Genomic DNA, 25,191 nt, shown 5'->3' with positions numbered 1-25,191 from the left:
ATTAATTCTCCTAGGCGCTGCGCACAGTGCGCTGTTCTATTGTTTTCTCGAAAGTACCTAAAATAAGGCGATTCACGTATATACCTGGCAAATGTATTTCGTCAGGATCAAGCTCGCCAACTTCTACAATTTCTTCCACTTCCACTACCGCTATTTTACCAGCGGTTATAGCCATTGGGTTAAAGTTACGCGCGGTTTTGCGAAAAATGAGGTTACCGTAGCGATCTGCCTTCCATGCTTTTGCGATTGAAAAATCACCCACTATAGCCTCTTCTAAAATATAGTGACGGCCATTGAATTCACGCACTTCTTTACCCTCACCTACCGGTGTGCCATAGCCTGTAGCGGTGTAAAAGGCGGGAATACCCGCACCGCCTGCGCGCATTTTTTCTGCTAAGGTGCCCTGTGGCGTAAGCTCTACTTCTAACTCGCCGCTCATCATTTGCTTTTCAAACAGGGCATTCTCACCCACATAAGACGCTATCATTTTTTTAATTTGTTTATCTTGTAGAAGCAAACCTAAGCCGGCGCCGTCAACCCCAGCATTATTAGACGCAATAGTAAGGCCTTTGGTGCCTTTTCGCTTAATTTCTTTAATGAGGTTTTCAGGAATACCGCACAGGCCAAAGCCACCTGCCACTACGGTCATATTATCTTCTAAGCCTTCAAGAGCTTGCGCATAGCTTGTTATTACTTTGTCAAATCCAGACACGCTGTCCACCTTAATAAGAATTGAAATGTATGTTCGGTATTTACTCAGCATGCAAGAAATGCTTATATTAATCAAATTGTATTTTTTTATAGATTAATAAGTTTTCTTCATTAGTGAACATTACAGTTGATCTGCACTGCACCCTCAGTCATTCCCGCGCAAGCGGGAACCCTCTTGGGCTGCAGGTAAGTGCAAATTTGCCGTGTAATATTGGAGATTCCCACCTGCGGGGGAATGCCCTAGGAGTTAAGGCTGCGTTTTTTCCATAGCAAATAAATTGCCGGTAAAATAAGCAGCGTAAGCACAAGTGCGCTGATCATGCCGCCCACCATAGGCGCCGCAATGCGGCTCATTATTTCACTGCCCGTGCCGGTGCCGTACAGCACGGGTAACAAGCCTAATATGATAGACGCCGACGTCATCATAACCGGGCGCACACGCATAACCGCGCCTTCTAATACCGCCTGTTGCAGCGTGGCAAGGCTAATGGGCTTTGCACTAGTACTTGCGCTACTGGTATGCTCTTGTAGCATCCGTTTATAAGCCTGATCTAAATAAACGAGCATAATCACCCCAATCTCAACCGCCACTCCCGCCAGCGCGATAAAACCAACGCCTACTGCGACCGAAAAGTTAAAACCCTGTAAATACAGTAGCCATATGCCACCTATCATTGCAAAAGGCAAGGTACCCATAATAATGCCCACCTCCACCATGTTGCGAAAATTTAAATAGAGCAAAATAACAATGATTGCGAGCGTGAGTGGAACGACATACATCAGCTTATCTTTAGCGCGCTGCATGTATTCGTATTGTCCTGCCCACGCAATAGAGTAGCCTGGCGGTAACACCAAATTGTCGGCAACAACTTGCATCGCGTTTCTAACGTAGTGGCCAATATCAATATTTTCAATATCGATATACACCCAACCATTTGGCCGCGCATTTTCACTTTTGATACCCGGCGGCCCATCTTCAATACTAATATTAGCAACATCGCCTAGGGCTATATGTGCACCTTGAGGTGTAATAATAGTTAGCAATAGTAGAGCCTCAGGCGATGAACGATAGTCCTGCAAATAACGCACATTAATGGGGAATCGCTTACGCCCCTCTATACTTTGTGACACGTTCACGCCGCCCACAGCGCCGGCTATGGTTTCTTGAATGTCGGCAATATTGAGGCCGTATCGGGCAGCGGCTTCGCGTTTAATGTCGATTTTGATATAGCGACCGTTTGCAACACGCTCTGAATAAACAGACGCGGTACCTTCAACTTTACTCAAAATACTTTCAAGCTGCTGGCCAATTTGCTGTATTTGAGCCAAATCAGGGCCACCGATTTTTATGCCAACGGGCGTTTTAATCCCCGTAGCAAGCATGTCTATTCGGGTTTTTATGGGCATTACCCATGCGTTTGTCAAGCCCGGAAAGTCCACAAGCTGATCGAGCTCTTTAATTAAAGACTCGGTATCTAGACCTTCTCGCCATTGAGCTTTCGGCTTTAACTGAATAAAGGTTTCAATCATGGTTAGGGGCGCAGGATCAGTCGCAGTTTCAGCGCGGCCTACTTTGCCAAACACTGTTTCTACCTCAGGAATGGTTTTAATCAGCTTGTTAGTTTGCTGCAGTAGTTCTCTTGCTTTGCCTATTGAAATACCCGCATAGGTGGTCGGCATATACATAAGATCGCCTTCATCTAGCGGCGGCATAAATTCACTGCCTATTTTATTCACGGGCAAAAAACCAATAACCAGTATGAACAAAGCCGCGACTATTGCCGACTTTGGGTAAACCAGAACGCATTTTAGCAGGGGTTTATAGACGCTAGTAATGGCTTTGTTTAATGGATTTTTTTGCTCGCTGCGCACTTTCCCGCGAATAAAATAACCCATTAGCACCGGCACTAAGGTAATGGCAAGTACCGCCGCTGCCGCCATGGCGTAGGTTTTCGTGTAGGCAAGAGGCGAAAACATCCGGCCCTCTTGCGCTTCAAGGGTGAATACCGGCATGAAGCTAACGGTAATAATCAGCAAACTGAAAAACAGCGCAGGCCCCACTTCTGTGGCCGAATTAATCACTATCTGCCAGCGATTTTCCTTCGTAAGTGGTGTACGCTCCATATGCTTGTGCATGTTTTCGGTCATCACAATAGCGCCGTCTACCATTGCCCCAATAGCAATAGCAATGCCGCCTAAAGACATAATATTGGCGTTTATGCCCTGTGCATACATAATAATAAAGGCGATTAACATGCCTATTGGCAAGCTTACAATAGCCACTAAGGACGAGCGTATATGAAACAAAAACGCCATGCACACCAGTGCTACAATAATAAATTCGGCCACCAGTTTATAGCGTAAATTATCAAGGGCGCTTTTTATTAAAGTCGAGCGGTCATACACCGTGATAACTTCAACGCCATCGGGGAGTCCTTGTTTTAAGACTTCTAGCTTAGCTTTTACGCCGGCAATGGTTTGCTGCGCGTTTTCACCCGCGCGCATTACCACAATCCCGCCTACGGCCTCACCTTCTCCGTTTAGCTCGCCTATACCACGGCGCATCTGCGGGCCTAAGGTTACGCTCGCAATGTCGCGTATTAACAAAGGCGTGCCTTGATTATTCACGCCCAATGGGATTGTCTCAATATCTTGAATACTTTGAATATAGCCCGTGGTGCGCAGCATATATTCAGCTTCTGCCATTTCTACACTTGAAGCCCCTACTTCCTGATTGCCGCGCTTAATGGCCATTTGCACCGCACTAATTGGAATGTTAAACGCGCGCAGCTTAAGCGGATCTAGCTGCACCTGATACTGCTTAACCATGCCGCCAATAGCCGCCACTTCAGATACACCCGGCACCATTTGCAGCTCAAATTTTAAGAACCAGTCTTGAATAGCGCGAAGTTCGCTAATATCGTGCTGGCCAGTTTTGTCCACAAGCGCATATAGGTAGACCCAGCCAACGCCTGTTGCGTCGGGGCCTAGCTGCGGCCTTACATTGTCTGGCAAGCTTGGTGCAACCTGCGACAAGTATTCTAACACGCGGCTTCTGGCCCAGTATAGGTCGGTTGAATCATCAAAAATAACATACACGTAGGAGTCACCGAAGAACGAAAATCCCCTCACGGTTTTTGCACCGGGCACCGACAGCATCGCGCTGGTTAAGGGAAAAGTAACTTGATCTTCAACGACTTGAGGCGCTTGGCCTGGATAGCTTGTTTTAATGATTACCTGCACGTCAGACAAATCGGGAATGGCGTCTACAGGCGTATTTTTAAGCGTATAAATACCAGCGCCTATTATCATAAGCGTGGTGAGCAGCACAAAAAAACGGTTGTGCACAGACCATCTAATAATTGCGTTAATCATTGTGCGTGACCTTTGTGATCAGATGTTGCTGACATATTTTCATCAACGGGCTTTGGTAAATGGGAACCCGCTGACGGGTTCGGTGTTGGTTTAGCATCAGCGTCGTCGTTTGTCATGATATGCACGGTATTCACGGTGTACATAGGTATGTCTGTTTTAACAACTTGAATATGTATCTGCATGTTTTCACGTAACGTCAACATGTCGATGTGGCTGGCCACCATAAAGTCCATGGTCATGCCGGGCATGCCCCACTTTCTTAATTCGCCATGATTTAAGGTGAGCTTTCGTTCATCTAACATGACTTTTACTATGGTAGCGTGCGTCCAATCGCCTCCCGACATGTCCATGTCCATGTCCATTTTGATTCCTTTGCGTTCAGTCATATCGCCTGTCTTTTGCTGACCTTGGTCGCCAGTATCAACGCTAATGCGCATAAAATCAGAACTTACACTGCTTTCTGAATCAAGTAAAAATTGCGCTGACACCACCACTTCATCTAAGGCTTCAAGGCCTTGCGTAATTTCAATATACTCAGAAAAAACGCTGCCCAACGTGACTTCAACAGACTTAAACTTGCCATCTCCTAGGGCCAACACAACGCGATTTTGCTTACCCGTGCGTATAACCGACTCAAGCGGCACCACAAGTAATTCATGCTTGTTTTCAACATCGCTGGTATCAATGTTCACTTTTGCATACATATTGGGTTTGAGCAGGTAGTCAGGATTCGCCACTCGCACTCTCGCGCGTAAAGTACGATTACCTGCATCTAAGGTAGGGTAGATGTAGTCAATTTTACCGCTAAACACCTCATTAGGTAAATACTCTAGGCTTATGCTAACCGGCATATCTAGCTTTACACTGCCTGACTGCCTTGCCATTATTTGCGTATTTATCCATACCTCGCTTAGCGCTCCAATCGACATAAGGGTGTTGCTAGGCGTCACAAAAAAACCTTCTCGAATATTTAAGTTATCGATAAAGCCCGATTGAGGCGCATAAAACACCACGTTCTGCTGTATTTTGCGGTTTTTGGCAAGCTCAGCAATAGCTTTTTCAGGCATTTGCAGAGCACTAAGACGCGATTTTGCAGCGTCACCTAAGCTTTTATTTGCGCGATTTAAGGCTAACAAATATTCTTCTTGGGCATTCACGAGTTCAGGAGAATACAGGGCATATAAAGGCTCACCTTTTTCCACATACTCGCCTTGGGCCTTTACATACAGTGACTCAATCCAGCCTTCAACGCGCGGGTGAATGTTCACCAGCGTGTCTTGACTATATTCAACAATGCCTAAGGCCGAAATAGGCTCGTTTATCGCTCTTTTTTGCGCGATGCCAGTACGTACGCCCAAATTGTTTATCACATTTGGGTGAATACTAATGGTGCCGGGAGAGTCGCCTTGCTGATCATTGGCATATACTGGTACTAAATACATGCCCATGGGTGACTTGCCCGGCTTGTCGCGGCGAAAATTAGCATCCATGGGCGCCACCCAATATAGCGGCTGTGCGATGTCGTTTTTGTTACTATCAAGCTCACCGTTTTGGGTGTGAACAAGATTAAAATAGGCAATAGTGGCTAAAATGCCAACGCTTAAGCCTAATGAGGCGCTAACAAATATGTTCTTGATATTCATTTTATAAACCTTTTTGGGAGGTAGAAGTCATGTAATAGCTAAGTTGGCTATGCGTCTTGTGCAGTTCTACTTGTATATCAAGTAAACTAAGCTTTGCGTTAAGCTGAGTGATTTGCGCGTTTAGCACGTCATCAAAATCACCGTCATTGTTGGTAAATGCGCTTACCACTATTTGCACTTTCTCTAAAGTTTGCGGCAGTATTTGTGTTTCATACAGGTCCATTCGCGCTTGTAAGTGCTGATATAAAGTGTAGCTAGCCGTTAGCTGCGACATTAGCTGGCGCAGCGCTAAACGTTTATCTGTTTTTATCGATTCTGAGGCATACACCCTCGCTGACACTTCATTGTCTTGCTTTTGGCTGGTGTACAAAGGCACATCGAAGCTGATACCTATGGACAAAAAATCGGCGCGGCTTGCGCCAAGCTGATCGTCATCTCTATAAGCGTAGCTTGCATTTAAGCCCCACTGTGGGTAATACTTTTGTTTGGCTAAGGCAATTGCGCTCGCACTGGCGCTTACGCGCTGCTCTATCGCTTGAATAACAGGGTGCTGATTTAGCATGTTGGCGAGTGTTTGCCGGTTATTGCTGTTTAACGCAAATTGAGTAACAGCAGGAATAGGCTCTAGCGGCGCCAGTGTATTAGGCAGGGTGAATGACGAAAATTGAGTCGCATCAATTTGCAGCCATTCGTTGAGCCGCTGTATTGACGCCGTTTTTTGCGCCCTGGCTTGAATTAGTCTGTCTTCAATCTTGTTAACTTCAAGACTCGCATTAACTACGTCTTGCTGGCGTGTGCTACCGATACCCCAAGCATAGTTTTTCTTGGCTATATCCCCTAGTTGACTTAGCAATATTTGATTTTCTTCAATGAGAGTAATTTTGGCCTGCGCTTTATACACTTCCAACCACAGTGCGCTTACTTGCACCGAAGACTCAGCTATTCTTTGCGCTCTTAAAAATGGCTGTTCTAATGCAAGCTCCTGTTGATACTGGCTTTGAATTTGCCTTGAATTGCCTCGCGGTAACATTTGGCTCACCCCCGCTTTAAGCTGAGTCATGGGTTCTTGATTAAGACGAAAACCGTTGGTAGGCACATTCGCAATAGACAATGAGACCACCGGATCTGGCAAAGCCAGTGAAGCTTCACTTTGCGCCATTATTGCGCGCTCTTTAAATTTGCTGCTGGTTAACCATGGGTCACGCTCGTGCGCTAAGGCTATTGCATCATTTAGTAAGAAAAATTTATGCGGCGAAATACTTGCTTGTTGATCAGCCCAGGCGTTAGTGATTGTAAAAGCCAAGCTCAACGCAAACATCGTGGCTATTTTCGCATTTATAAAATAGTGCCGCTTACTCGCAATTAACATAAGATTAAGTGAAAAGGCTCTTATCAAAAATGCGCTGCTTGTTGCTGTAGACAAAGCGTAATAAGCATGCGATTGAGGCAAACTTAGCCTACGTTTGATTGAAATACTCATGATGAAAAATCTCTTATTTTGTGCTAGCGCAGATAAATAAAGGTGATTAGCGACAAGGGCTAGCAAAATGCAATAAAGGATAAATACAGAGCACAAAATAGTAGTGTGTTGTGCGTTTTTGTATTTACTTTATAAATTAAAGGCAGTACTAGACTGCTTAAGAGATTTAGGTTTTGGGTGGGCGCTGTGGATGCGGCAAAACAAGATTGATGTTGTTTAGACCAGTGCTAATAATGCGAGATGAGCGTTGAGTGTGATAATGTAAAGATGATTGATTAATGGCCATTGCAATGGTTAATAGACCAGCTGAACAGCCGCATTCATGCTCACAGCAGTCGCCAAGCATGCCGTTTGTTGCATTGTCACCTGCAGCGGGCACCATATCGCTGCCATGCACGAGCTTGTTAAAGGGCGCACCATCATTTAGCGTCATGTTCTTTTGCGCCATTTCCATTTGCGCCATATGTTCGCTGCCCATTTGTTCACATGGGTTTTGTTCAGGCACTGCAAAGGTACTGCCAACCTGCGCTGTCAGTATGCATAATACGATAATGGCGTGAAACACTGCTTTAAACAAAAATACCCTATAAGTGTATTATGGCTCGATGCAAAACCTTAGTGACTACAAGTTATTGTGAGCGTGGCTGGCAACCATGCTGGACTTCACCAAATTTTAATCAACTAAACTACCATATAAATTATAGCGAATTAGCAATGAACTGCAAGTTTTATCCAAAATATCGAGAAAGCCAGTGAGCAGGGCGAAATGAAGTCAACGGGTAATTCACGCAGTTTGCTCTTGACTAATCTTACGCAGCGCATTTTCAAAGACATCGGTAGGCTGACCGCCACTAATCAAATGCTTGTTATTCACAATAACTGCAGGTACCGATGAAATCCCTAAGCCTTGGAAATGCTGCTGCTCTTTACGTACGTCTGCAGCGTATGTGTCGGTGCTAAGAATGTGCTTGGCGGTTTGGGTATCTAGGCCAACGTTAGTAGCGACCTTTAAAAGTTGCTGATGGTCGCTGGGATCGCCCGATTCTTGAAAGTACAAATCAAACAGGGCAAGTTTGAGCGCTGTTTGCTTGTTTTCTTGCTTTGCCCAGTGCAGTAGACGATGTGCATCAAAAGTATTGTAAATTCTGCCGCCGCCACGATTGCCAAATTCGTAGCCGACGCTTACACCACGCTGCTTAATAGCCTCTCTATTTTCTTCAATTTGCGCCCGATTTATGCCGTATTTTTGGCCAAGGTGCTCACTAATCTCTTGTCCCTGGGGCGGCATACTTGGGTTAAGTTCAAAAGGATGCCAAGTGATATTCGCACTAAGATCTTTGCTCAAGTTTGCCAGTGCCTGCTGCAAACTTTGATACCCTATGATGCACCAAGGGCAAGATACATCTGACACAATATCAATTTGTAGCTGTTTCATATGCTCCACCTTTAACCAATTCTCAAAATCTATACACTAGCTAGTCAGCCGACTACAGCATCACCCTTAGCGAATTCAAAGCTCACCTTCTGGCTCAGCGCAGACGTTTAGCAATTGCCTGCATAGTGTCGCTAAGCGCATCCACGCGGTTTTGAGCATTTGTGTTATCACCATTAGGTTTTAATGACTTCGCTAACTTACTAAGAGCGCGAGAAAACTTGCGGCTAGTTTCGCCCTCGTCAAGCATCTTTTGCGCGCCAGTCATCATATTCGTCACTTCCTCATGTGCTTGTGTTTCTAGTCCGCCGTCGCGGGCAAATTGATCTAAATAAGCTAATGCAATCACAGGCTCAGCAGGCCACGTCACCCTAAACTGCTGCTGCGGATTGAATCTATCGCCCATATCTGCAAGAAGCGCTGCCGCTAGCTCGTTTTCAGTCAAGAACTCACTTGGTTCAAGTGCTAATACGTCAAGGCCGCGAATAATTTCAGTGCCGTAAATTTTACCGTTGTACCAGTAAGTAGACCAGTAGCCACCCACTATTAAACGCTCATCATGAATAGGCCCACGGTCAAAAAATGCTATTTCTTGCGGCTCGCGGGTATCAGTAAAGTCAATTACCGAAATACCGCCTTGATACCACGCTTGCACAAAAATATCGCGTCCAGGCACCGGCACCATTGAACCGTTATGGGCTACGCAGTTTTCTTGTTCACTTTGCGGCGCGTCAATTTTAAAGTAACTTTCAAAGTTGAGCTTACCGTCGTCAATAGAATAGAACGCATTTGCACCCCAAGTCATTGGGTCAGACGCTCTGCAGCGAGCCTGCGTGCCGCCGCCCCACTCATCGGTGAACAGTACCTTAGTGCCATCATTGTTAAAAGTCGCTGAATGCCAATAGGCAAACCCCGGATCGGCTACATCGTCAATCCGTTTGGGCTTCATAGGATTAGAAATGTCTAACAATATGCCATTGCCTGAACATGCACCAGCCGCTAATTTTAGCTCTGGAAACACAGTAATATCATGGCATTCGTCTGTTCTGCGGGTTTTTTGGGTACCATCACCGTGATCGCCGCCGGGCCATAGTCCAGCCACTCGTCCTTCGTCATCGGCAAATACCGCGGGGCTTGAGGTAATACGAGCTTCGCTAGGGTTACGCAGCGGAATTTCAATCACGTCGATACGGAACAGCGCCGTGCGCTCGTCTCCTGGTACCTCGCCAACGCAGCCTTCAAGCTCATCACCATCGCGCACGCCAGCGGTGCCAGAATTATAGACCACAATGCGCTTGTCATCGGCCGATACCACAGAATGAGTGTGTGAACCGCGGCAGGTTTGCACTAGGCCCACTTGCTTAGGGGCGCTTAGGTCTGAAATATCAAAAATGCGTAAACCTCTAAAACGCTCATCCGACACGTCTTCACTTATACCTTGGAGGCCGCAGTCGATGCGTCCACGCGTTTGTTCTACCGACATAATAAGCAAATCATCCACAATTGAAATGTCCCCTTGACCGCCGGGACAAACGATAGAGCTTGTTAGGCTTGGCAAGCCTTCGTTGTCGAGTTTATATATGTTAAAACCGTGATAGTTTCCAGCCACTAATATATCTTTAGAAAACGCCATGTCGGTGTTCCAAAAGCTCAACAATGGCCCGCGTTCGCCCCACTGCGTTTTAATATCACCTTCGTCACCGCTGCGCTTTGCGTCTTGGTCAGATGCATCATCAATAAGCTCATCGGTATCTTCATCTGCCGGTCTTATTGGCGGTAAATTAGCCTCATTCTCTGGGTCAAAAAAGCCACTGGGACGAGGCTGTGTCGACACTAAGCTTAGGTTTAACGATGCTTCTCCTGCATCTCGCAGACCAGCGCTGAGGCCTACTCGCGGATCGCTCGACAAACCTGCCAATAATCCATCCATACGCGTAATTTCAGCGTTTTGGTCACTCACAATATCGTTGACAAAATCGTACAGGACAGGGTCGTAGGCCGAGCCGCTTTGGGCTAAAAGATCATCTACCATGCGCACGGCCCCTTCATGATGGGGGATCATTAAGCTTAAAAAGATGCGATCAAATTCACTGCCCTTTGCTGCGCTCAACGACTGTATTTGAGCAGCCGTTGCCATGCCCATCATGCTGTGGTCCATGTGCATTGAATGGTCTATATGCACTTTTTGCTCACGTGCTTCAAGCCACTGACTCATAAAAGCAATTTCGTCGGCTTGAGATTTACGAATACGACCGGCAATATCAATAATGGCTTCATTGTTAGTGCGGTCTTCTACTAGCACCGCCATCTCAACCGCTTGTGAGTGATGCGGGATCATGTTTTGCATAAACATTACATCGTTGCGAGTGAAGCTCACGTTCGCAATATCAATAGCCTGTTGAGGACTTAGCGTTTGTGACGCCTGCCCTGGGGCGCCAGGCTGAACAATGGGAACACTTTGGGCATGCGCAACGGCCGTTAAGGAAGCAATACTGGCAACACTGGCAACACTGAATAAAGAAGCTAAGCTTAATTTCTGGCAGCGACGAAAAGTAGATGATTTCATAATGGTAATCCTGTCGGTCTTTATTATCCTGATATATAAAGGTTAATTGGATTTAGCTAAGGTGTAAAGGACTAGTGTTAAAATCCATGATAAGTCACAAATTCTTCATTACTGGCGCGCACCGAGCGCACATCGTTAGCTTTAAAGTTTTCATCGGGGTAACCCAGTGCTATACAAATCATTATGGCTTCATCATCGGGTATTTGCGCGTGCTTGTGCACCACATCTGACTGCATAATGCCTTGACCATTGATAACACAGCCTAAGCCTAAATCCCAGGCCGCAAGCACAATACCATAGGCCAGTGAGCCTAAGCCGAACTGCGTTATACCAGCAGGCTCAAGTGTTTTATCATAGGTGAGCACTAAAGACACCGGCGCGTCAAACTGTCGAAAACCGCGCATCATCCACTCCATGCGCTTTTTTTTATCTTCTTTTGCGATACCCATTACTTCAAACAGCTGTATGGCGACGTCTATTTGACGTTTGCGATGGATGCCTTGATAGTCTTCTTTATAAGGAAAATCACGCACGTGAGGCTTGCCCGCTATGTTATTTCTAGTGTTGCCGTCTCGAATTTTATCAAGCACGTCACCGGTAACTGCGTGAATACGCCAGGTCTGTGTATTGTAAGAGGAAGGTGCCCATTTAGCTGCGTTAATGATGCGCTCAACAAGCTCTTTAGATACCGGCTTATTGGAAAACCCCCGAACGCTTTTTCGAGACGCCGCAAATTCTGCAAAATTCATATTATTTACCCTACGTCTTTTAATTTTTTTATTAAGAGACTTAGAGTAAACACTATGACAATTTGATGCAATAAACTATAGTGCTCTCAGTTAAAATTGTTAGGTAGTAAAATATGAAAAATCTTGAACTGTACGAAACCGAAAGCTTGGATCACCTTGTATGGCCAGACGACAAACAAGTATTATCTTCATCTACTTCAGCCTTAACGGTATTCACAGATTTCACCATGTATCGGCCTTTAATAATCGACAGTTCGGTGAAAGCAGTACTGCTTGAGGAACTAATGAAAAAAGCGCAGGTGCGCATGAAATTAGTGTTAGACAAAGACCGAAAGTTTATTGGTATAGTAAGCCACAACGATCTAAGTGAGCAGCACATACTTAAAAAAGTTGCTCATGGCAACAGCCGCGAAGAGTTACTAGTAACTGATTTCATGACACCTAAATCCAAACTAAAGTCTTTTGATTATCAGCAGCTTAGTCAAGCTAGCGTGGGTGATGTAATTCGTACCTTGCAGCACAATGGTCAGCAGCACTGTTTAGTGATTGACCACAATACTCACGAAATACGTGGACTCATATCGTCAACCGAAATTGCGCGTAAGTTAGGTATGCCGCTAAAAATTAATAGTCAGCCTTCTTTTATGCAGTTGTTTAATGAAATAGAAGGCTAAATATAAGTTTTAGCGCAAAAGTTTCAGCAAAACCTATAGTTGTTAAAGACTTAGCGGATAGGAATCAACACTTCATTGCGGCGAAACATGGGCAATGTAAAAGGACTATTGTAACCTGCTTTTACGGGGCTATCGCTAGCAACATAGCCATTTTCAGTTATCCATTTTTCTAATATTTCGGTATGCTTTTGCACATTGCTGTCGCTCAAAGTCCAGCTAAACCTTATAGCGGCTACTTTATACTCTGTTACTTCACTCACTCTTACTTCTGGGTTAGTAGGCTTGGGCGTATTTGCTAAGGTAAAGTCTTTTGGCATAACAAATGACATAACCGGCGTGCTTGAATTTTCGTCCATAAATACAGGTGCGGTCATGGCGATTTCAGCGCCCTTACCAGTATTCTCTTGGTCCATGATTACTGGTGCAGTCATGGCAATTTTGCTTGCGCCTTCATTTGCACCAGTGATATATTTAAATAACCTTCTAAATGCGCTTTTACCAACTTCACCAGACATGTTGGTAGACACCAATATCATAGGAGCGTACTGGCGTACTTCTATTTTGTGATCGCCTGATGTCGACTTAACAACGGTATAAGGCGCAGTTTCTAGGTTATTCTCGCCAATTACTGAACATCCCGCGACCAAAATTGATGTAAATACGGTTAATAATGCTTTCACGATACTTCCTTAGCTTATTTTTAGCTTATTTCGGCTTTTTACTATACAGCATAGATGTGAGAACACGATCTTGTCTAATCAGTCCGTGATAGAGGGCAGCCAGCACATGCATAACAATCATAATAATTAGCAGCCATGCCATGTAGCCATGAAACTCTCGGAAAAAAGCATAGGCTTTAATATTTGCATCAATAAGATGCGGTAAATTAAAGGTGTTGAATACTGTAATGGTGCGACCGTCGGCACTTTGCATTAGCCAGCCCGACAGAGGCATTAGCAGCATCGCCGCGTAAAGAGCCGTATGGGTTATTTTTGCAGCCAGCACTTGATAAGCAGGAAGTTTCTTAGGTAGCCTTGGACGCGGCGTTAAATATTTATTAATCAGCCTGACAATCACCATTACTAACAGTAAAAATCCAAAAGACCTATGCAGGTCAAGCGCGACCGGCTGCCAAACGGCTAAACTTTCAACCATAGACAAACCTACTAATAACATTGATATTATTAATATTGCCATAGACCAGTGCAGAAGCCTGCTGCGCGCTGGATAATATTTAATTGCTTTGCGCTTATTCATGGGCACACCCTTTTGTCATCATCGTCAACATTATTCATTCTCTCCTAGCAGAGCTTCCAGCGCTCTGCGTCTGAAAGATTCAGCATAGACAGAGCCCCTGGCTCTTAATATTGGGTCGGCTGTAGCCTCTACACCTTTTGGCAACACTAGGGGATCAAAGTTAATGTTGGCACACTCACCGACTGTTTGTGCAGTATATTGTTGAATACTAATGGTGCCTGCGGTGATAGTCTCGCGCGTGCTGGGCCATAACACCGTTGGATTGGTTTCGTCATCTTCTGGCAAGGCCAGAGTAAAAACCAAATCAAATTTTATCGGTGCCACTTCAAGCATCTGTGCAAGCTGGTCTTGAAGAGCATCAGGGTTTTCTTGGTTAAGCTGAGGAATAATCGAGCTTTCAAGAGAAGGAACTGCTTGCCAACGAACCGCTTGCTCGTTATGCGCCTCGTCTAGCAAATAAAACGCATTAATACTGTGGTAGGTTTCACCCGCCAAGCTTGAAGCTGGGGTATAGCCGTCTTTCCACTCTAGAAACGTCTTGCTTTCAGGATGATTAGCAAAGAAAGCTTCAATTTTAGAAGGATCGCGCTGTTTAGTGTCAGGATCTGGAGCCAGTGCTTGCAGTTGAGCATAAAAAGCCTCAGGCGTAGCAACTGCCATAACCGGCGGAGTATTCATGGCTATTCGCCATTCGCTGTTGGTAGAACTTTCGTCTTTAATTGACAGCGCAAGGCCTCGAACTGGCGCTTTTAAATCAGGTGCCGTGGGGCTGTTACCTGCAATTGAAAATCTGCCAATAAAGTTGAATTCTCCGGCCTGTAATACACTGGCGGTAGAATACTGACCAAGCGCACCGTTAGATTCAAATATACCTGCTAGGCAGATACCTTTGGCATGTGCACGGCGAAAACTAGGAAAGTTTGAATCGCCCTGCTGTAAATCAACAAACTGCTGCGCGGTGACAGAATCCTTATTGACATATGCTAGTATTTTGCTAAAAAGCACAAAAGCTACCGGTAAAATGATAATGAAAACGATAAGGCGCGCTTGCTTTACGGTTATTTTACTTTTCATTTGCTTTTTAAAGCGTTTGTAATTTGAATCCTTTATCAAGCGTAACTGCCCTCATTGTTAATGTGTCTGCTTATGCGTTTTTTGACACTTGTAAGGAGATTTTATACTCATAATCTTATTTACTGTATTTAAATAACGCTTATTTTTGAAGTATACGCCAACTCCGCGCAATTTGCTCACAACAAATATGACTAACTTACACCTTTTATTAACGCCATAATGCCTTTACTGTAGGCCCTCATGAGCCGGCATGCTCAAGTTACGAGTAATGGCTAAGGCCCTAATCACGAAGGCTACAGTGCCGCCCATAATTAAGGCAATACCTTCCGCCACGGGGGTGTAAGTATGCAGTACACAATACGTGGAAGCGCCTAGCAAAGATGCTGTTATATAAATTTCGCGTCTAAATACGACAGGCACGTCATTTACAATGACGTCTCTTATGATCCCGCCAAGACAAGCACTAAATACGCCCATAATAATCGACACTGGGATATTCATTCCCAAGGCCATTGCTTTTTGTGCACCTAATGCGGTAAACAAAGCCATACCTAAGGCATCTGCCCAGAGCAAAGCCTTTGAACGTTTCGAAATATGCTGGGTAGCGAAATAGGTAACAATGGCCGACACACTGCACACTATTATCGTGTGATAATCGTTTATCCAAAATACCGGCACGTCTAGAATGGTATCGCGCAGCGTTCCCCCTCCAATGCCGGTAATACAGGCCATGAATACGAACCCTACCCAGTCGAGGCGATGGCGCGCTGCAACTAAAGCACCCGAAATTGCAAACGCAATTGTAGCAGCAATGTTAGTAATGAATAATAAGGTGAGCAATTGACTATGTACCTATGAGAAAAAATGGCGCTGTATTATGCTTTAAATTTGAACAAAACCCAATCACTATCATGTAAAGTTCTGCATAAGGGATTTCGTCTACCACCACTACCACTTTTTTAGCTGTCATACTGCGGGTACACTGGGTTGAGTTATACTCTACTTTATTAGCGAAACCTTGAATACCGTCTAAAATAGTGGTGGCTGAAACGTAGCTATGAGTTTTACCTTGCCAATGAATAGACCAGCCGCCGTTTGGTAAGGGGGTAAATATCGCGACGTTGACCACCCCAACAAGCAAGGAGATGCCTAACCTTGTGCTTAAGGCGTGACATTATTATGTTACACAGACTGTGTCATTGACCCTATTTTCTCATCTGGGGCCATCTCATCGACTAAGACTGATACTATTTCTTCTTTCTTATTGAAACGACAAATATAAAATTGGGAAGTTCCCCATAAACACTTTACGTCTATGGGGTTTTGGGCGTTAAGGAAGCCGGCTGAGTGACGAGATTTGTTGTGCAGGCGCTAAGCGCAAACATCGCAATTACGGCTAAAGAAAGTGTAGAGAAGTGTTTTTGGGCCATACGCATTTTACTCATCGTTATATTATCAACACACTGGTTTTTACACCAGCGGTGCTAACAGCGTCTTTAATATATCATCAGTTAAACTCAACTTACCCTGATTAACTTCTTCTGATAAAAGTGCATTTGCCAATTCAGCTTTGTTGATCTGAATTTGCTGAATACGCTCTTCAATAGAGTTTTCAATGATTAGTTTATACACGAACACAGGCTTGTCTTGACCAATACGATAGGCACGGTCAGTGGCCTGATTTTCCACTGCGGGGTTCCACCATGGATCAAAATGAATGACTGTGTCGGCCGCCGTCAGGTTAAGACCAACGCCGCCTGCGCGCAAACTGATTAAGAAAACTGGGGTGTCACCGCGTTGAAATTTATCGACTAGTTCTTGACGATTTCTGGTTTCGCCAGTGAGTTTAACAAAACTAATTCGCTCTTTTATAAGCTCTGCCTCTATAAGACTTAACATACTGGTAAATTGTGAAAATACCAGCACCCTGCGGCCCTCTTCAATCATTTCAGGCAGAGTTTCCATTAAGAATTCAAGCTTAGCCGACTGTTTTATGGCCTTAGCGCTTTGCATCGGCAACAGCTGCGGGTGGTTGCACACTTGGCGTAATTTCAGCAACGCATCCAGAATTTCAATTTGACTGCGCTGCAGACCCTTAGTGGCAATAATTTCTTTTAGGCGGGTGTCCATGGCTAAACGAACTGTTTCATATAGCTCGGCCTGTTTGCCTTCGATTCTGAGCATTTGCACTATGGTTGTTTTACCGGGCAGTTCTTTAGCAATTTTCTCTTTAGTACGACGCAGTAAAAAAGGCTTTATGCGCTGGTTTAGCATCACTTTTCTGTCGATATCTTGATGTTTTTCAATGGGCGTTCTAAATAATTTAGTAAACTGTTTGTGGCCTGATAAAAATCCTGGTAGTAAAAAATTAAACTGTGCCCAAAACTCGCCTAAATGATTCTCCATCGGCGTACCGGTCAAACACAGTTTATGCTGCGCTTGTATAGTCAAAACCGCCTGATACACACTGGTTCTAGGGTTTTTAATGTAGTGTGCTTCATCTAATATTAAGTAATAATAATCGGTATTCTGATGCAGCTCAATGTCTTTCAAAATAAGCGCATAGCTTGTGATCACAAGATCGTACTGTTGTAAATCTTCAAAATCTTGCTGACGCTTAGAGCCATGTAAAACGATATACGACAAGTCGGGGGTAAACTTCTTCACTTCGTTCGCCCAATTGTACAACACACTTGTAGGAGCCACAATTAAGCAAGGTCTTGTTAAGCGCCCCTGCTCTTTTTCAATCAATAAATGAGCAAGTGCTTGGATGGTTTTACCCAAGCCCATGTCATCCGCTAAAATCCCTGCCAGCTCATATTCGCGCAAAAACTGTAGCCAATTCACGCCTTGGTGCTGATATTCTCTTAGCTCTGCGTGTAGATTACTTGGAAGCTCCACCGCTTGAATTTCTTCAAAGTTTTGTAGTTTTGCACTCAGCTCTCTTAGCTTGTTTTCGCCTGTAGTGATAATGCCTTGGTCGTCTAACAAACTCAAGGTCTGGTGGCCTTGAAACTTCGACAGCTTCATTGACCCATCATGTTGTAGCGCACCTGGCATAAATAATTCAATGAACTGCTGCAGTAAAGGCTGAATACTTTTATACGATAGCGCAATAAATTCGCCGTCATCAAGCTCTACAAATAGGGGTTCTGCAGGATCAAACCCTTCCATTTTATTCATAAACGCTGAATTCGTTAACACCGTTTTAGGCAATTGCTCAAGCGCGCTTTGCAAAATGGGAAACGCGGGTATCTTTTTACCGTTTATTTCTAAGTTAAGCCCTATTGAGAAGAAATCACCGCTGTCTTGCTCTATAATTTCAGCGTCAAACACGTTGTCGGTACTGAGTTCTTTATAGTAAAAGTTTTTGTCAAACTCAATTTGCCAACTATTTTTACGCATTTTTGGCAGTTCATTGTGAATAAAAGCTAAGCACACCTGTCTTCCTTGTAAAGACATGGTGAAAACAGGCGCATGTTCTTCATATTCATAGTATTGCCTGTTGAGCAAGGCCTTGCAGCCATGCGATTTGAGAAGTTCAATAACGCGCTCCTCAAGCAACAAATTACGGTAAATAGTGACATCGTTATGCGGGTTTTTAATCATCGCCTCACGATTATTTGGGTTAACGAAAATACCCTCATATTCAAAATTTACGCTGACATTAGTACTGGTTGGCTGGTTTTCAAACGGGGTGCTTAGGTGTAAATGTACGTTGGGCTTGCTAACGCTAAGCTGCTTATTCAGCTTGGGCTTGGGCAACTTTTCAATGGTGTCGCCTAAGCTCACTTCAAGTTTATTTAATACCCAAGGGAGTTTTTCTTCGTCAATCACCGGACTGTTGAGCAAGCGCGCTTCATACTCACTAGCGGTATTAGTTTGTACCATGCCAATAACATTGAACTCTTTATGGTAATAGCTCAGTGGCTGCGATTTAACAATAATAATATCTTGCGACGGTTCATCTAGTTGCAAGACTAATTTTTGCGCATTGTTCATCAACTTGTGCCATTGCCATGTGGCTTGAACTGTCTCTCCGGTGCCGATGGGTCGGTCTAAATGGGCGTTTTCTGACCAGTAGCAGCGGCCTGTGTTGACTAACTGCTCTAATAAGGCATGGGTGGTGACGCTGTCGCGGTAGTCTCGGTTACTTGTTATGGAGGAAATAATGCGCACATCTTCTTCAAGCACAAAGCTTTTGTCTATCAGTTGACTCGATAAGTGCTCAGTGCCGAGCGTTTTACTCCAGCCACCCGACAGTTTTTGCCCGGCTGTTTTTACACTAAGCTGCAAATAGTCTTGTGGCGAAAACGGGTTGGTTTGTAAAAAATAGAGCAGGCTTTTGACATTGACAGAATCAATAGCCGGCTCGGAGCTAAACGTGTTTAGCCACTTATCAATAGTAAAGTTTGAAGCGGTTGTAGCATGTATTTTTTTCAAGTAATAATGCGCTAGCGCCGCGGCGTGCTTGCAGCCTCTTCCAACATAGCAGTTGCAGTAAGATTTTGCCTGTTTGCTGACTTTGTCATACTCAATACGGGTTAAATATATCTCGCTTTTATGCGATTCACTTTTAACTGAACCTCGTAAAACACTGCCATCAACAACGCCGTTTAAGACGCTATTTTGCTCGAAGACTCGCTGCCCTTTAAGCCATTCTTTACTGTGAAATGATGATTCTAATACAACTTTTGTGAACATATGTTGAGATAATTTCCTGAAAATACGAGCCTACGGATGAAAAAATAAATGACTTGTGGATTACCGTAATCGTCTACGTTACCACATAGCGACAAAGCATTCGCTAAATTGCTTAACATTCTTGGCATATCCGCGTAATAAATATCTTTACAAGCGCTATGCATGCACGCCTTGTGAAATTTTTTATTAGAGACATTATTTATATGTCCGCGGTGTTCTTAGGCCTTATCAGCTCGCCACTTTTCATAGACCGCAAGGCATTCTGGTAAGGCTTCTGTGAACCGCTGCTGTAGGCTTTCGTCTACCGGCTTTAAGTTCGGCAATGGACTCAAAATGTTTCTAATATAACAAAACGATAATAGTGATTCGGATGAAAAGTTGCTTGATTGTTATTTGTTTTACTAGCACAGTAAGCTCATCAACGAAATTATATAAACCTAATCCTTATGCTGACTGTCCAAAGCACGCCATTTTTGACTAATAACACTCAATTCTCAAAGCCTGAAAATCAGTTTTGGACGCTGCAAATTGGCGGTTGGACAGGCTATTGCATTGTCGTCTTTCTGGCGATAATTCGCCCGCAGTTTGACCAAGCCGATTTTAATTTAGGTGGTCAAATAATTAATTTAGCAATAGAAACTTCAACCGGGTTTTTCTTGTCTAGCTTGCTTTGGCTGATGATACGCAGAATTGTGCACTTATCATTACGCGTCACGTTAATAATAAGCTTTACAAGTGCCGCACTGTTAGGTTGCATACTCAATGTCATTAAACTTGCCTCTTATAAAGCAATTATTCATCAACAAGTATGGTACGAACAGTTAAATATGCTCGAATTTGGCGGTTGGCTGCTTTTTTCAGTCGCCACCATGTTCATTTTTACTGCCATATTTTTTATAATGCTTTATAACAATCGTTTACAAAATGAACACGAAATGCTCTTGCGCGCGCAAAATTCAGCAAAAGAGGCGCAGTTAGAAATGCTGCGCTATCAATTAAATCCTCATTTCATGTTTAACACCTTAAATGCAATTTCTACGCTTATTTACAAACATGAAAATGATAAAGCTAATGAAATGCTCGATAAATTGTGTTCTTTTCTTCGTTATTCATTGGTGCAAAAAAACGATCAAATTAGTACTTTAAAAGAAGAACTTGAATTGTTAGAGCTGTACTTGTCGATTGAAAAGGTGCGATTTGCGGAACGTCTTAACGTGTCTCTGGCCATTCAAGCCAATACAAATTGCGCCAAAGTACCCACATTACTGCTACAGCCATTGGTTGAAAATGCCGTGAAATTTGGCATTGAATTTAGTAAGGGCACGGGTAATATTGTGATTAGCGCAAAGCGCATAAAAGATACTTTAGTTGTGGATGTTTTTAATGATGCGTCAAGCACTTCACAGGAAAAACAAAAGGGTTTTGGCATTGGTCTGAATAATACTAGGGAACGTTTAAATACAATGTTTAATGAAGCATGCAAAGTTGAATTAGTCTCCAGTGGCAGCAATGGCACAAAAGTAACCATAGAAATGCCATTCTTATGTGATGAAAGATATGCCTGATAGAAAAATTACTGCCGTAATAGTTGACGATGAACCTCTTGCGATTGAGGGTTTAAGGCTTCGTTTGCACAAAATAGAAGATATGCACGTAGTGGGTGAAGCAGTTGACGGCGACAACGCCATTGCGATTTGCCACGCCTTACAGCCCGATGTCTTGTTTCTCGATTTAAATCTGCCGGGAATTAATGGGCTTGAAGTGGTGCAGTCTTTGCAATCAGACAACATGCCTTTGGTGGTGTTTGTAAGTGCCTACAGTGAGTATGCACTTGACGCTTTTGAGTTGAACGCTATTGATTACCTATTGAAACCTGTGAATTTAGGTCGTTTGCAGCAAACAATGAAACGCATTCGTGAACGATTGACACCCGTGGAGCGTGACCAAGAAAAGTTTAAACTGCTGCGAGCGCTCGAAGAAGTTTCTGGCTTACATATTTCTGAACTTCAGGAATGGCTGAGCAACGAAAGCCCGCTGCCCAATTCAAGCAACCAAGAGTTAGTAATAAAAAATGCCAAAAACGAAAAGGTGTTTGTCCCCGTTGCTGATATTGAATGGATTGACGCGGCTGGCGATTATATGTGCATTCACACACCCGCAGAAAATTTCATTTTACGTATCACAATGAAAAAGTTAACAAGCCAATTGGATGCGCGCATTTTTCAGCGTATTCATAAATCTACAGTGGTTAATATTAACCGCATAAAAAGTATTCAGCCACTGCGAAATAGCGAAAGCATTCTTGATTTAGGCGACGGCGTAAAACTTAAAGTTAGCCGAAACTATAGTTGTGCAGTTAAAACAATTATAGATAACCGCGTACGCTAGTTTTCATATCATTATATTTTTTTAAACAAGCTATGCGCTTGGTCGTGATTCTGTGTCAGCTTAACTCACTATCCAATTAGTTCTCTTATTAAACGCAAATTAAAATCACTATGTCGCATTTGAATTGTATCTGCATTTGACATATCGCACTATCCTCAATTAAATGTTACCAGCGTGTTAAATTAATGTTTAAAAAATATACTAAGATTCTCCCACTGGGGTTTAACAATATGAGTATTAAAATGAATAAAATCACAAAATTGGCAGGTGCTGCTTCGGTTTTGTTTTTAACAGCTTGCGGCGGCGATATAAAAACCGACACTAATTTACAAGCTGTAGATCCAAGCAAACCCAACGTGCAGGCTGTCGATGAAAAATATAAAGATAGCGATTGGCGCTTAGTATGGAACGATGAGTTTAATGGCACCGAAGTTGACACCAACAATTGGAACTTTGAAGTAAACTGTGAGGGTGGTGGCAACCAAGAACTTCAGTGTTATACCGACTCGCCAAACAATGCGCTTGTGTCTGACGGCACATTGAAAATAATCGCTAAACTAAACGATGGTGCAGTTGGTGAAGATGATGACTTTACGTCTGCGCGTTTAACCACTCAGAACAAGGGAGACTTTCAATATGGCCGCATTGAAATGCGCGCCAAACTGCCAATGGGCCAAGGTTCATGGCCCGCATTTTGGATGATGCCAACAGATTCTGTTTACGGAGGCTGGCCAAAGTCGGGAGAAATTGACATTATGGAAGCGGTAAACCTTGGCGCGTTGCGCGAAGATGGAACCGCTGAAACCAATATTTACGGCACTCTTCACTACGGCGCTGGACCAGGTAGCAATTCATCAGGGGCCGCTTATTCTTCAGAAATTAATCCCGCCACGCAGTTCAATAACTACGCGGTTGAATGGCAAGAAGGTGAAATTCGTTGGTATTTTAACGATATACTTTTCGCAACTCAAAGACAGTCTAAATTAAGCCTCAGCTCAACCGGTGAAACTGTGGGTTTGTCGCACCGTGGTTGGTATGCTGAGCTGTATGACATTGTTACAGGAGAATTGAAGACCAATTATTCTGCCGCTCCTTTTGATCAAGATTTTTTCATCATTCTCAACTTAGCCGTTGGCGGCGCTTGGCCCGTCTCGTTTAATGAAGGTGGTGTTGATACAAGCGCATTTGCAGATGCAGGGCAAACGTTTGAAGTTGACTATGTTCGCGTTTATGAGTGTAGCGCTAATCGGGCAACCGGTCGTGGATGCGAAACAATAGCACCTGGCTATGCAACCGACGTCGCCGATGGCGGTTTATTGGTAGAAGGACAAGCTCCTTCACCTAGCCTAAATCCAGGTGAAGCAAACCCCATTACTATTTTTGATGATGTATTAAATAAAAACTGGGCGGCATGGGACTGCTGCGGTGGTTCAATTCCGGCCTTAGTAGCTGATGATGAAGACCATGGTGATGTATATCAGTTTGAAGTGCAAAATGGCAACGAGGGAACCGTCTTTGGTTTTATCACACGTTCGCTATTTCTTTCTCAAGATCCCACTGTTGGCGCGAGCGCATCACCACACAATGCTTTAGGTATGATTGAAAACGGTTATATTACCTTTGATCTAAAAGTGACTTCTCCACCCTTAAATTCTGATTCAATTTGGAAATTTAAAGTGGAAGCCGACGAGGCAAATGGCGGTGAATGGGAGGCTGATTTAATTGAATTTGGTCCAGCGCCCATTGTCGATGTGTGGGCAACTTATCAAGTTCCACTGCAAGAAGTTGCTAACGCCGGCGTTGACTTGACCTTACTTGACGTTCTTATGGTATTTCCCACATGGCAAACTGGCGATGGCGCCGTATTTCGTATGGACAATGTTGCTATCCAAAGCGGTGAAGAAGCGTCAGGGCCTGTATTTGCAGAATTTACAGAAGGTTTTGGTGGCGCAAGTATAGCTGGCGACACTTACACTTACCCACTTGGCTCAGAAGTATGGGGCGGTTTTGCAAACACGAACGCAAGTATTTATCCGCTAAACCTTACCCATGGCGGTACTTTAACGTTTACCGCATCTATTCCACAAGGTGACACTGATACCAGTATACGATTTGTCTTTGAAAACGCGCCCTTCCCAGACGTAGAGCCAAACTTTACGACCGCGAACGTGAATATCTCGGGTAACCAAGCCCGTACATACACTGTTGCTATAAGGCCACAGGATACTGACAATACCTACAGTTCATTCTTAATGTACATAAACGCCGCGGGCAATTCAGTCAACATTAAAGATATAATGATTGAAACGAACAATCACGCAGCAATGGAAGCGTTTGGCAACAGCACACTTGATGCGAGCACGAGCACTTTCACACATCCGTCTAATGCTGAAGTATGGGCTGGTTTTGCTAACACCAACGCTGAGTTATATCCGTTTAACTTCGCCTTGGGCGGTAAAATTACATTTACCGGTGCAATCCCGTCTGGAGGCTCTTCCGTTGCGGTTAATTTCCGTTTTGAGAAAAACCCATTTCCCGATGTAGACCCAGCTTTTTCTACTAAAAATGTGACAGTGTCTGGATTAACAGAAACAACGTATACCGTATATATCCCGCCCCAGGATGCAACAAATACATTCAGTTCACTTTTGTTATATTTAGTTGAGCGTGACTCTGGGGTCATTATCAAAAACATTATAGTGACACAAAATGAGCATGTCGCAGTTTGGGAAGGCTTTGGTGGCGCAAGTATTGATAGCGACTCTAGCACGTTTAATTTCCCTGCTAATTCAGAGGTATGGGGTGGTTTTGCCAATACGAATACTAGTTTTTATCCTTTGAATTTTGCAGCGGGTGGGCGTATTGAGTTTAGCGCGGCTCTTCCAGTAGGTGCACTGAACACAAGTGTCAGGTTTTTATTAGAAAAAAATCCTTTCCCTGATGTTGAGCCTAGTTACGCTACCGATTCTGTGACCATTTCAGGCACAAACTTCAGTTCTTACGTTGTTGATATTCCACCACAATCTGCTCAGAACACCTTCAGTTCTTTCTTGTTGTATCTCAATGACAACGATTCACCTGTAATTATTAAAGACCTTGTGATTACAGCTGATCGCGTGCAATAAGAGAGTATATAAA

The 25,191-nt window shown here is 43.9% G+C and carries 18 protein-coding genes; 4 read left to right on the top strand and 14 right to left on the bottom strand.

All coding sequences use genetic code 11. The features are described 5' to 3' along the window. Nucleotides 1-10: 10 nt before the first annotated feature. The 8 genes from GPUN_RS07525 to GPUN_RS07490 form a co-directional block, all read right to left on the bottom strand. The gene (locus tag GPUN_RS07525) at nucleotides 11-712 is read right to left on the bottom strand and encodes a CoA transferase subunit A (protein WP_006005121.1); all 702 of its coding nucleotides are present in this window, start codon (nucleotides 710-712) and stop codon (nucleotides 11-13) included. Nucleotides 713-951: 239 nt separating this feature from the next. Then, nucleotides 952-4,086, bottom strand: a complete 3,135-nt coding sequence (locus tag GPUN_RS07520) for an efflux RND transporter permease subunit (RefSeq protein ID WP_006005116.1) — start codon at nucleotides 4,084-4,086, stop codon at nucleotides 952-954. Next, a complete protein-coding gene (locus GPUN_RS07515; protein WP_006005114.1) occupies nucleotides 4,083-5,729 on the bottom strand; it encodes an efflux RND transporter periplasmic adaptor subunit in 1,647 nt (548 codons plus the stop codon). Before GPUN_RS07515 ends, GPUN_RS07520 begins: the two co-directional genes overlap by 4 nt. A 1-nt stretch (nucleotide 5,730) precedes the next feature. Beyond that, nucleotides 5,731-7,209, bottom strand: a complete 1,479-nt coding sequence (locus tag GPUN_RS07510) for a TolC family protein (RefSeq protein WP_006005111.1) — start codon at nucleotides 7,207-7,209, stop codon at nucleotides 5,731-5,733. Between the two features lie 166 nt (nucleotides 7,210-7,375). Next, nucleotides 7,376-7,786, bottom strand: a complete 411-nt coding sequence (locus GPUN_RS07505) for a hypothetical protein (RefSeq protein WP_006005109.1) — start codon at nucleotides 7,784-7,786, stop codon at nucleotides 7,376-7,378. Nucleotides 7,787-7,993: 207 nt separating this feature from the next. Continuing rightward, nucleotides 7,994-8,644 (bottom strand): DsbA family oxidoreductase, encoded by a 651-nt coding sequence (locus tag GPUN_RS07500; protein WP_006005107.1) that lies wholly within the window; start codon nucleotides 8,642-8,644, stop codon nucleotides 7,994-7,996. A 94-nt stretch (nucleotides 8,645-8,738) separates the two neighbouring features. Further along, a complete protein-coding gene (locus GPUN_RS07495) occupies nucleotides 8,739-11,207 on the bottom strand; it encodes a DUF305 domain-containing protein (RefSeq protein WP_006005105.1) in 2,469 nt (822 codons plus the stop codon). A gap of 77 nt (nucleotides 11,208-11,284) precedes the next feature. Beyond that, complete coding sequence (locus tag GPUN_RS07490) at nucleotides 11,285-11,956, bottom strand: nitroreductase (protein WP_006005103.1); 672 nt, start codon at nucleotides 11,954-11,956, stop codon at nucleotides 11,285-11,287. A gap of 113 nt (nucleotides 11,957-12,069) precedes the next feature. Here GPUN_RS07490 and GPUN_RS07485 point away from each other — a divergent pair, with 113 nt between their 5' ends. Continuing rightward, nucleotides 12,070-12,630, top strand: a complete 561-nt coding sequence (locus GPUN_RS07485) for a CBS domain-containing protein (protein ID WP_006005102.1) — start codon at nucleotides 12,070-12,072, stop codon at nucleotides 12,628-12,630. Nucleotides 12,631-12,680: 50 nt separating this feature from the next. Here GPUN_RS07485 and GPUN_RS07480 read toward each other — a convergent pair whose 3' ends face one another. From GPUN_RS07480 to GPUN_RS07455, 6 genes are all read right to left on the bottom strand, one after another. Next, entirely contained in the window at nucleotides 12,681-13,310 is a 630-nt protein-coding gene (locus GPUN_RS07480; protein WP_006005100.1) for an SOUL family heme-binding protein, read from the bottom strand. Between the two features lie 25 nt (nucleotides 13,311-13,335). Then, on the bottom strand, nucleotides 13,336-13,887 hold the full coding sequence (locus tag GPUN_RS07475; protein ID WP_006005098.1) for a cytochrome b: 552 nt from the start codon (nucleotides 13,885-13,887) through the stop codon (nucleotides 13,336-13,338). A gap of 30 nt (nucleotides 13,888-13,917) precedes the next feature. Then, the gene (locus GPUN_RS07470) at nucleotides 13,918-14,961 is read right to left on the bottom strand and encodes a catalase family peroxidase (protein WP_040520603.1); all 1,044 of its coding nucleotides are present in this window, start codon (nucleotides 14,959-14,961) and stop codon (nucleotides 13,918-13,920) included. 225 nt (nucleotides 14,962-15,186) lie between these two features. Beyond that, a complete protein-coding gene (locus GPUN_RS07465; protein WP_006005094.1) occupies nucleotides 15,187-15,801 on the bottom strand; it encodes a trimeric intracellular cation channel family protein in 615 nt (204 codons plus the stop codon). 4 nt (nucleotides 15,802-15,805) lie between these two features. Beyond that, nucleotides 15,806-16,102: a hypothetical protein gene (locus GPUN_RS07460; RefSeq protein ID WP_006005092.1), complete on the bottom strand. Its 297-nt coding sequence runs from the start codon at nucleotides 16,100-16,102 to the stop codon at nucleotides 15,806-15,808. Nucleotides 16,103-16,431: 329 nt separating this feature from the next. Next, the gene (locus tag GPUN_RS07455) at nucleotides 16,432-19,665 is read right to left on the bottom strand and encodes a DEAD/DEAH box helicase (protein ID WP_006005088.1); all 3,234 of its coding nucleotides are present in this window, start codon (nucleotides 19,663-19,665) and stop codon (nucleotides 16,432-16,434) included. Between the two features lie 473 nt (nucleotides 19,666-20,138). Between GPUN_RS07455 and GPUN_RS07450 the strand changes: the two genes are divergently transcribed. The 3 genes from GPUN_RS07450 (at nucleotide 20,139) to GPUN_RS13690 (ending at nucleotide 25,178) form a co-directional block, all read left to right on the top strand. Further along, nucleotides 20,139-21,230, top strand: a complete 1,092-nt coding sequence (locus tag GPUN_RS07450) for a sensor histidine kinase (RefSeq protein WP_006005083.1) — start codon at nucleotides 20,139-20,141, stop codon at nucleotides 21,228-21,230. Next, nucleotides 21,223-22,053 carry a LytR/AlgR family response regulator transcription factor gene (locus GPUN_RS07445; RefSeq protein WP_141567245.1) on the top strand — a complete coding sequence of 277 codons (831 nt, stop codon included), beginning with the start codon at nucleotides 21,223-21,225 and terminating at the stop codon, nucleotides 22,051-22,053. The genes GPUN_RS07450 and GPUN_RS07445 overlap by 8 nt, the downstream gene beginning before the upstream one ends. A 242-nt stretch (nucleotides 22,054-22,295) precedes the next feature. Next, the gene (locus GPUN_RS13690) at nucleotides 22,296-25,178 is read left to right on the top strand and encodes a glycoside hydrolase family 16 protein (RefSeq protein WP_051987317.1); all 2,883 of its coding nucleotides are present in this window, start codon (nucleotides 22,296-22,298) and stop codon (nucleotides 25,176-25,178) included. The last annotated feature ends 13 nt before the right edge of the window (nucleotides 25,179-25,191 follow it).

It is taken from the genome of Glaciecola punicea ACAM 611 (genome assembly GCF_000252165.1).
GTDB classification, from domain to species: domain Bacteria; phylum Pseudomonadota; class Gammaproteobacteria; order Enterobacterales; family Alteromonadaceae; genus Glaciecola; species Glaciecola punicea.
Note: the sequence above shows the minus strand (reverse complement) of the source record. Positions and strands in the feature narration are given on the sequence as shown.

Coding starts and splice junctions, on each gene's coding strand:
- GPUN_RS07500 (WP_006005107.1), bottom strand. CDS start 8,644: ATGAAACAGCTACAAATTGATATTGTGTCAGATGTATCTTGCCCTTGG.
- GPUN_RS13690 (WP_051987317.1), top strand. CDS start 22,296: ATGAATAAAATCACAAAATTGGCAGGTGCTGCTTCGGTTTTGTTTTTA.
- GPUN_RS07495 (WP_006005105.1), bottom strand. CDS start 11,207: ATGAAATCATCTACTTTTCGTCGCTGCCAGAAATTAAGCTTAGCTTCT.
- GPUN_RS07515 (WP_006005114.1), bottom strand. CDS start 5,729: ATGAATATCAAGAACATATTTGTTAGCGCCTCATTAGGCTTAAGCGTT.
- GPUN_RS07485 (WP_006005102.1), top strand. CDS start 12,070: ATGAAAAATCTTGAACTGTACGAAACCGAAAGCTTGGATCACCTTGTA.
- GPUN_RS07510 (WP_006005111.1), bottom strand. CDS start 7,209: ATGAGTATTTCAATCAAACGTAGGCTAAGTTTGCCTCAATCGCATGCT.
- GPUN_RS07520 (WP_006005116.1), bottom strand. CDS start 4,086: ATGATTAACGCAATTATTAGATGGTCTGTGCACAACCGTTTTTTTGTG.
- GPUN_RS07470 (WP_040520603.1), bottom strand. CDS start 14,961: ATGAAAAGTAAAATAACCGTAAAGCAAGCGCGCCTTATCGTTTTCATT.
- GPUN_RS07445 (WP_141567245.1), top strand. CDS start 21,223: ATGCCTGATAGAAAAATTACTGCCGTAATAGTTGACGATGAACCTCTT.
- GPUN_RS07490 (WP_006005103.1), bottom strand. CDS start 11,956: ATGAATTTTGCAGAATTTGCGGCGTCTCGAAAAAGCGTTCGGGGGTTT.
- GPUN_RS07455 (WP_006005088.1), bottom strand. CDS start 19,665: ATGTTCACAAAAGTTGTATTAGAATCATCATTTCACAGTAAAGAATGG.
- GPUN_RS07475 (WP_006005098.1), bottom strand. CDS start 13,887: ATGAATAAGCGCAAAGCAATTAAATATTATCCAGCGCGCAGCAGGCTT.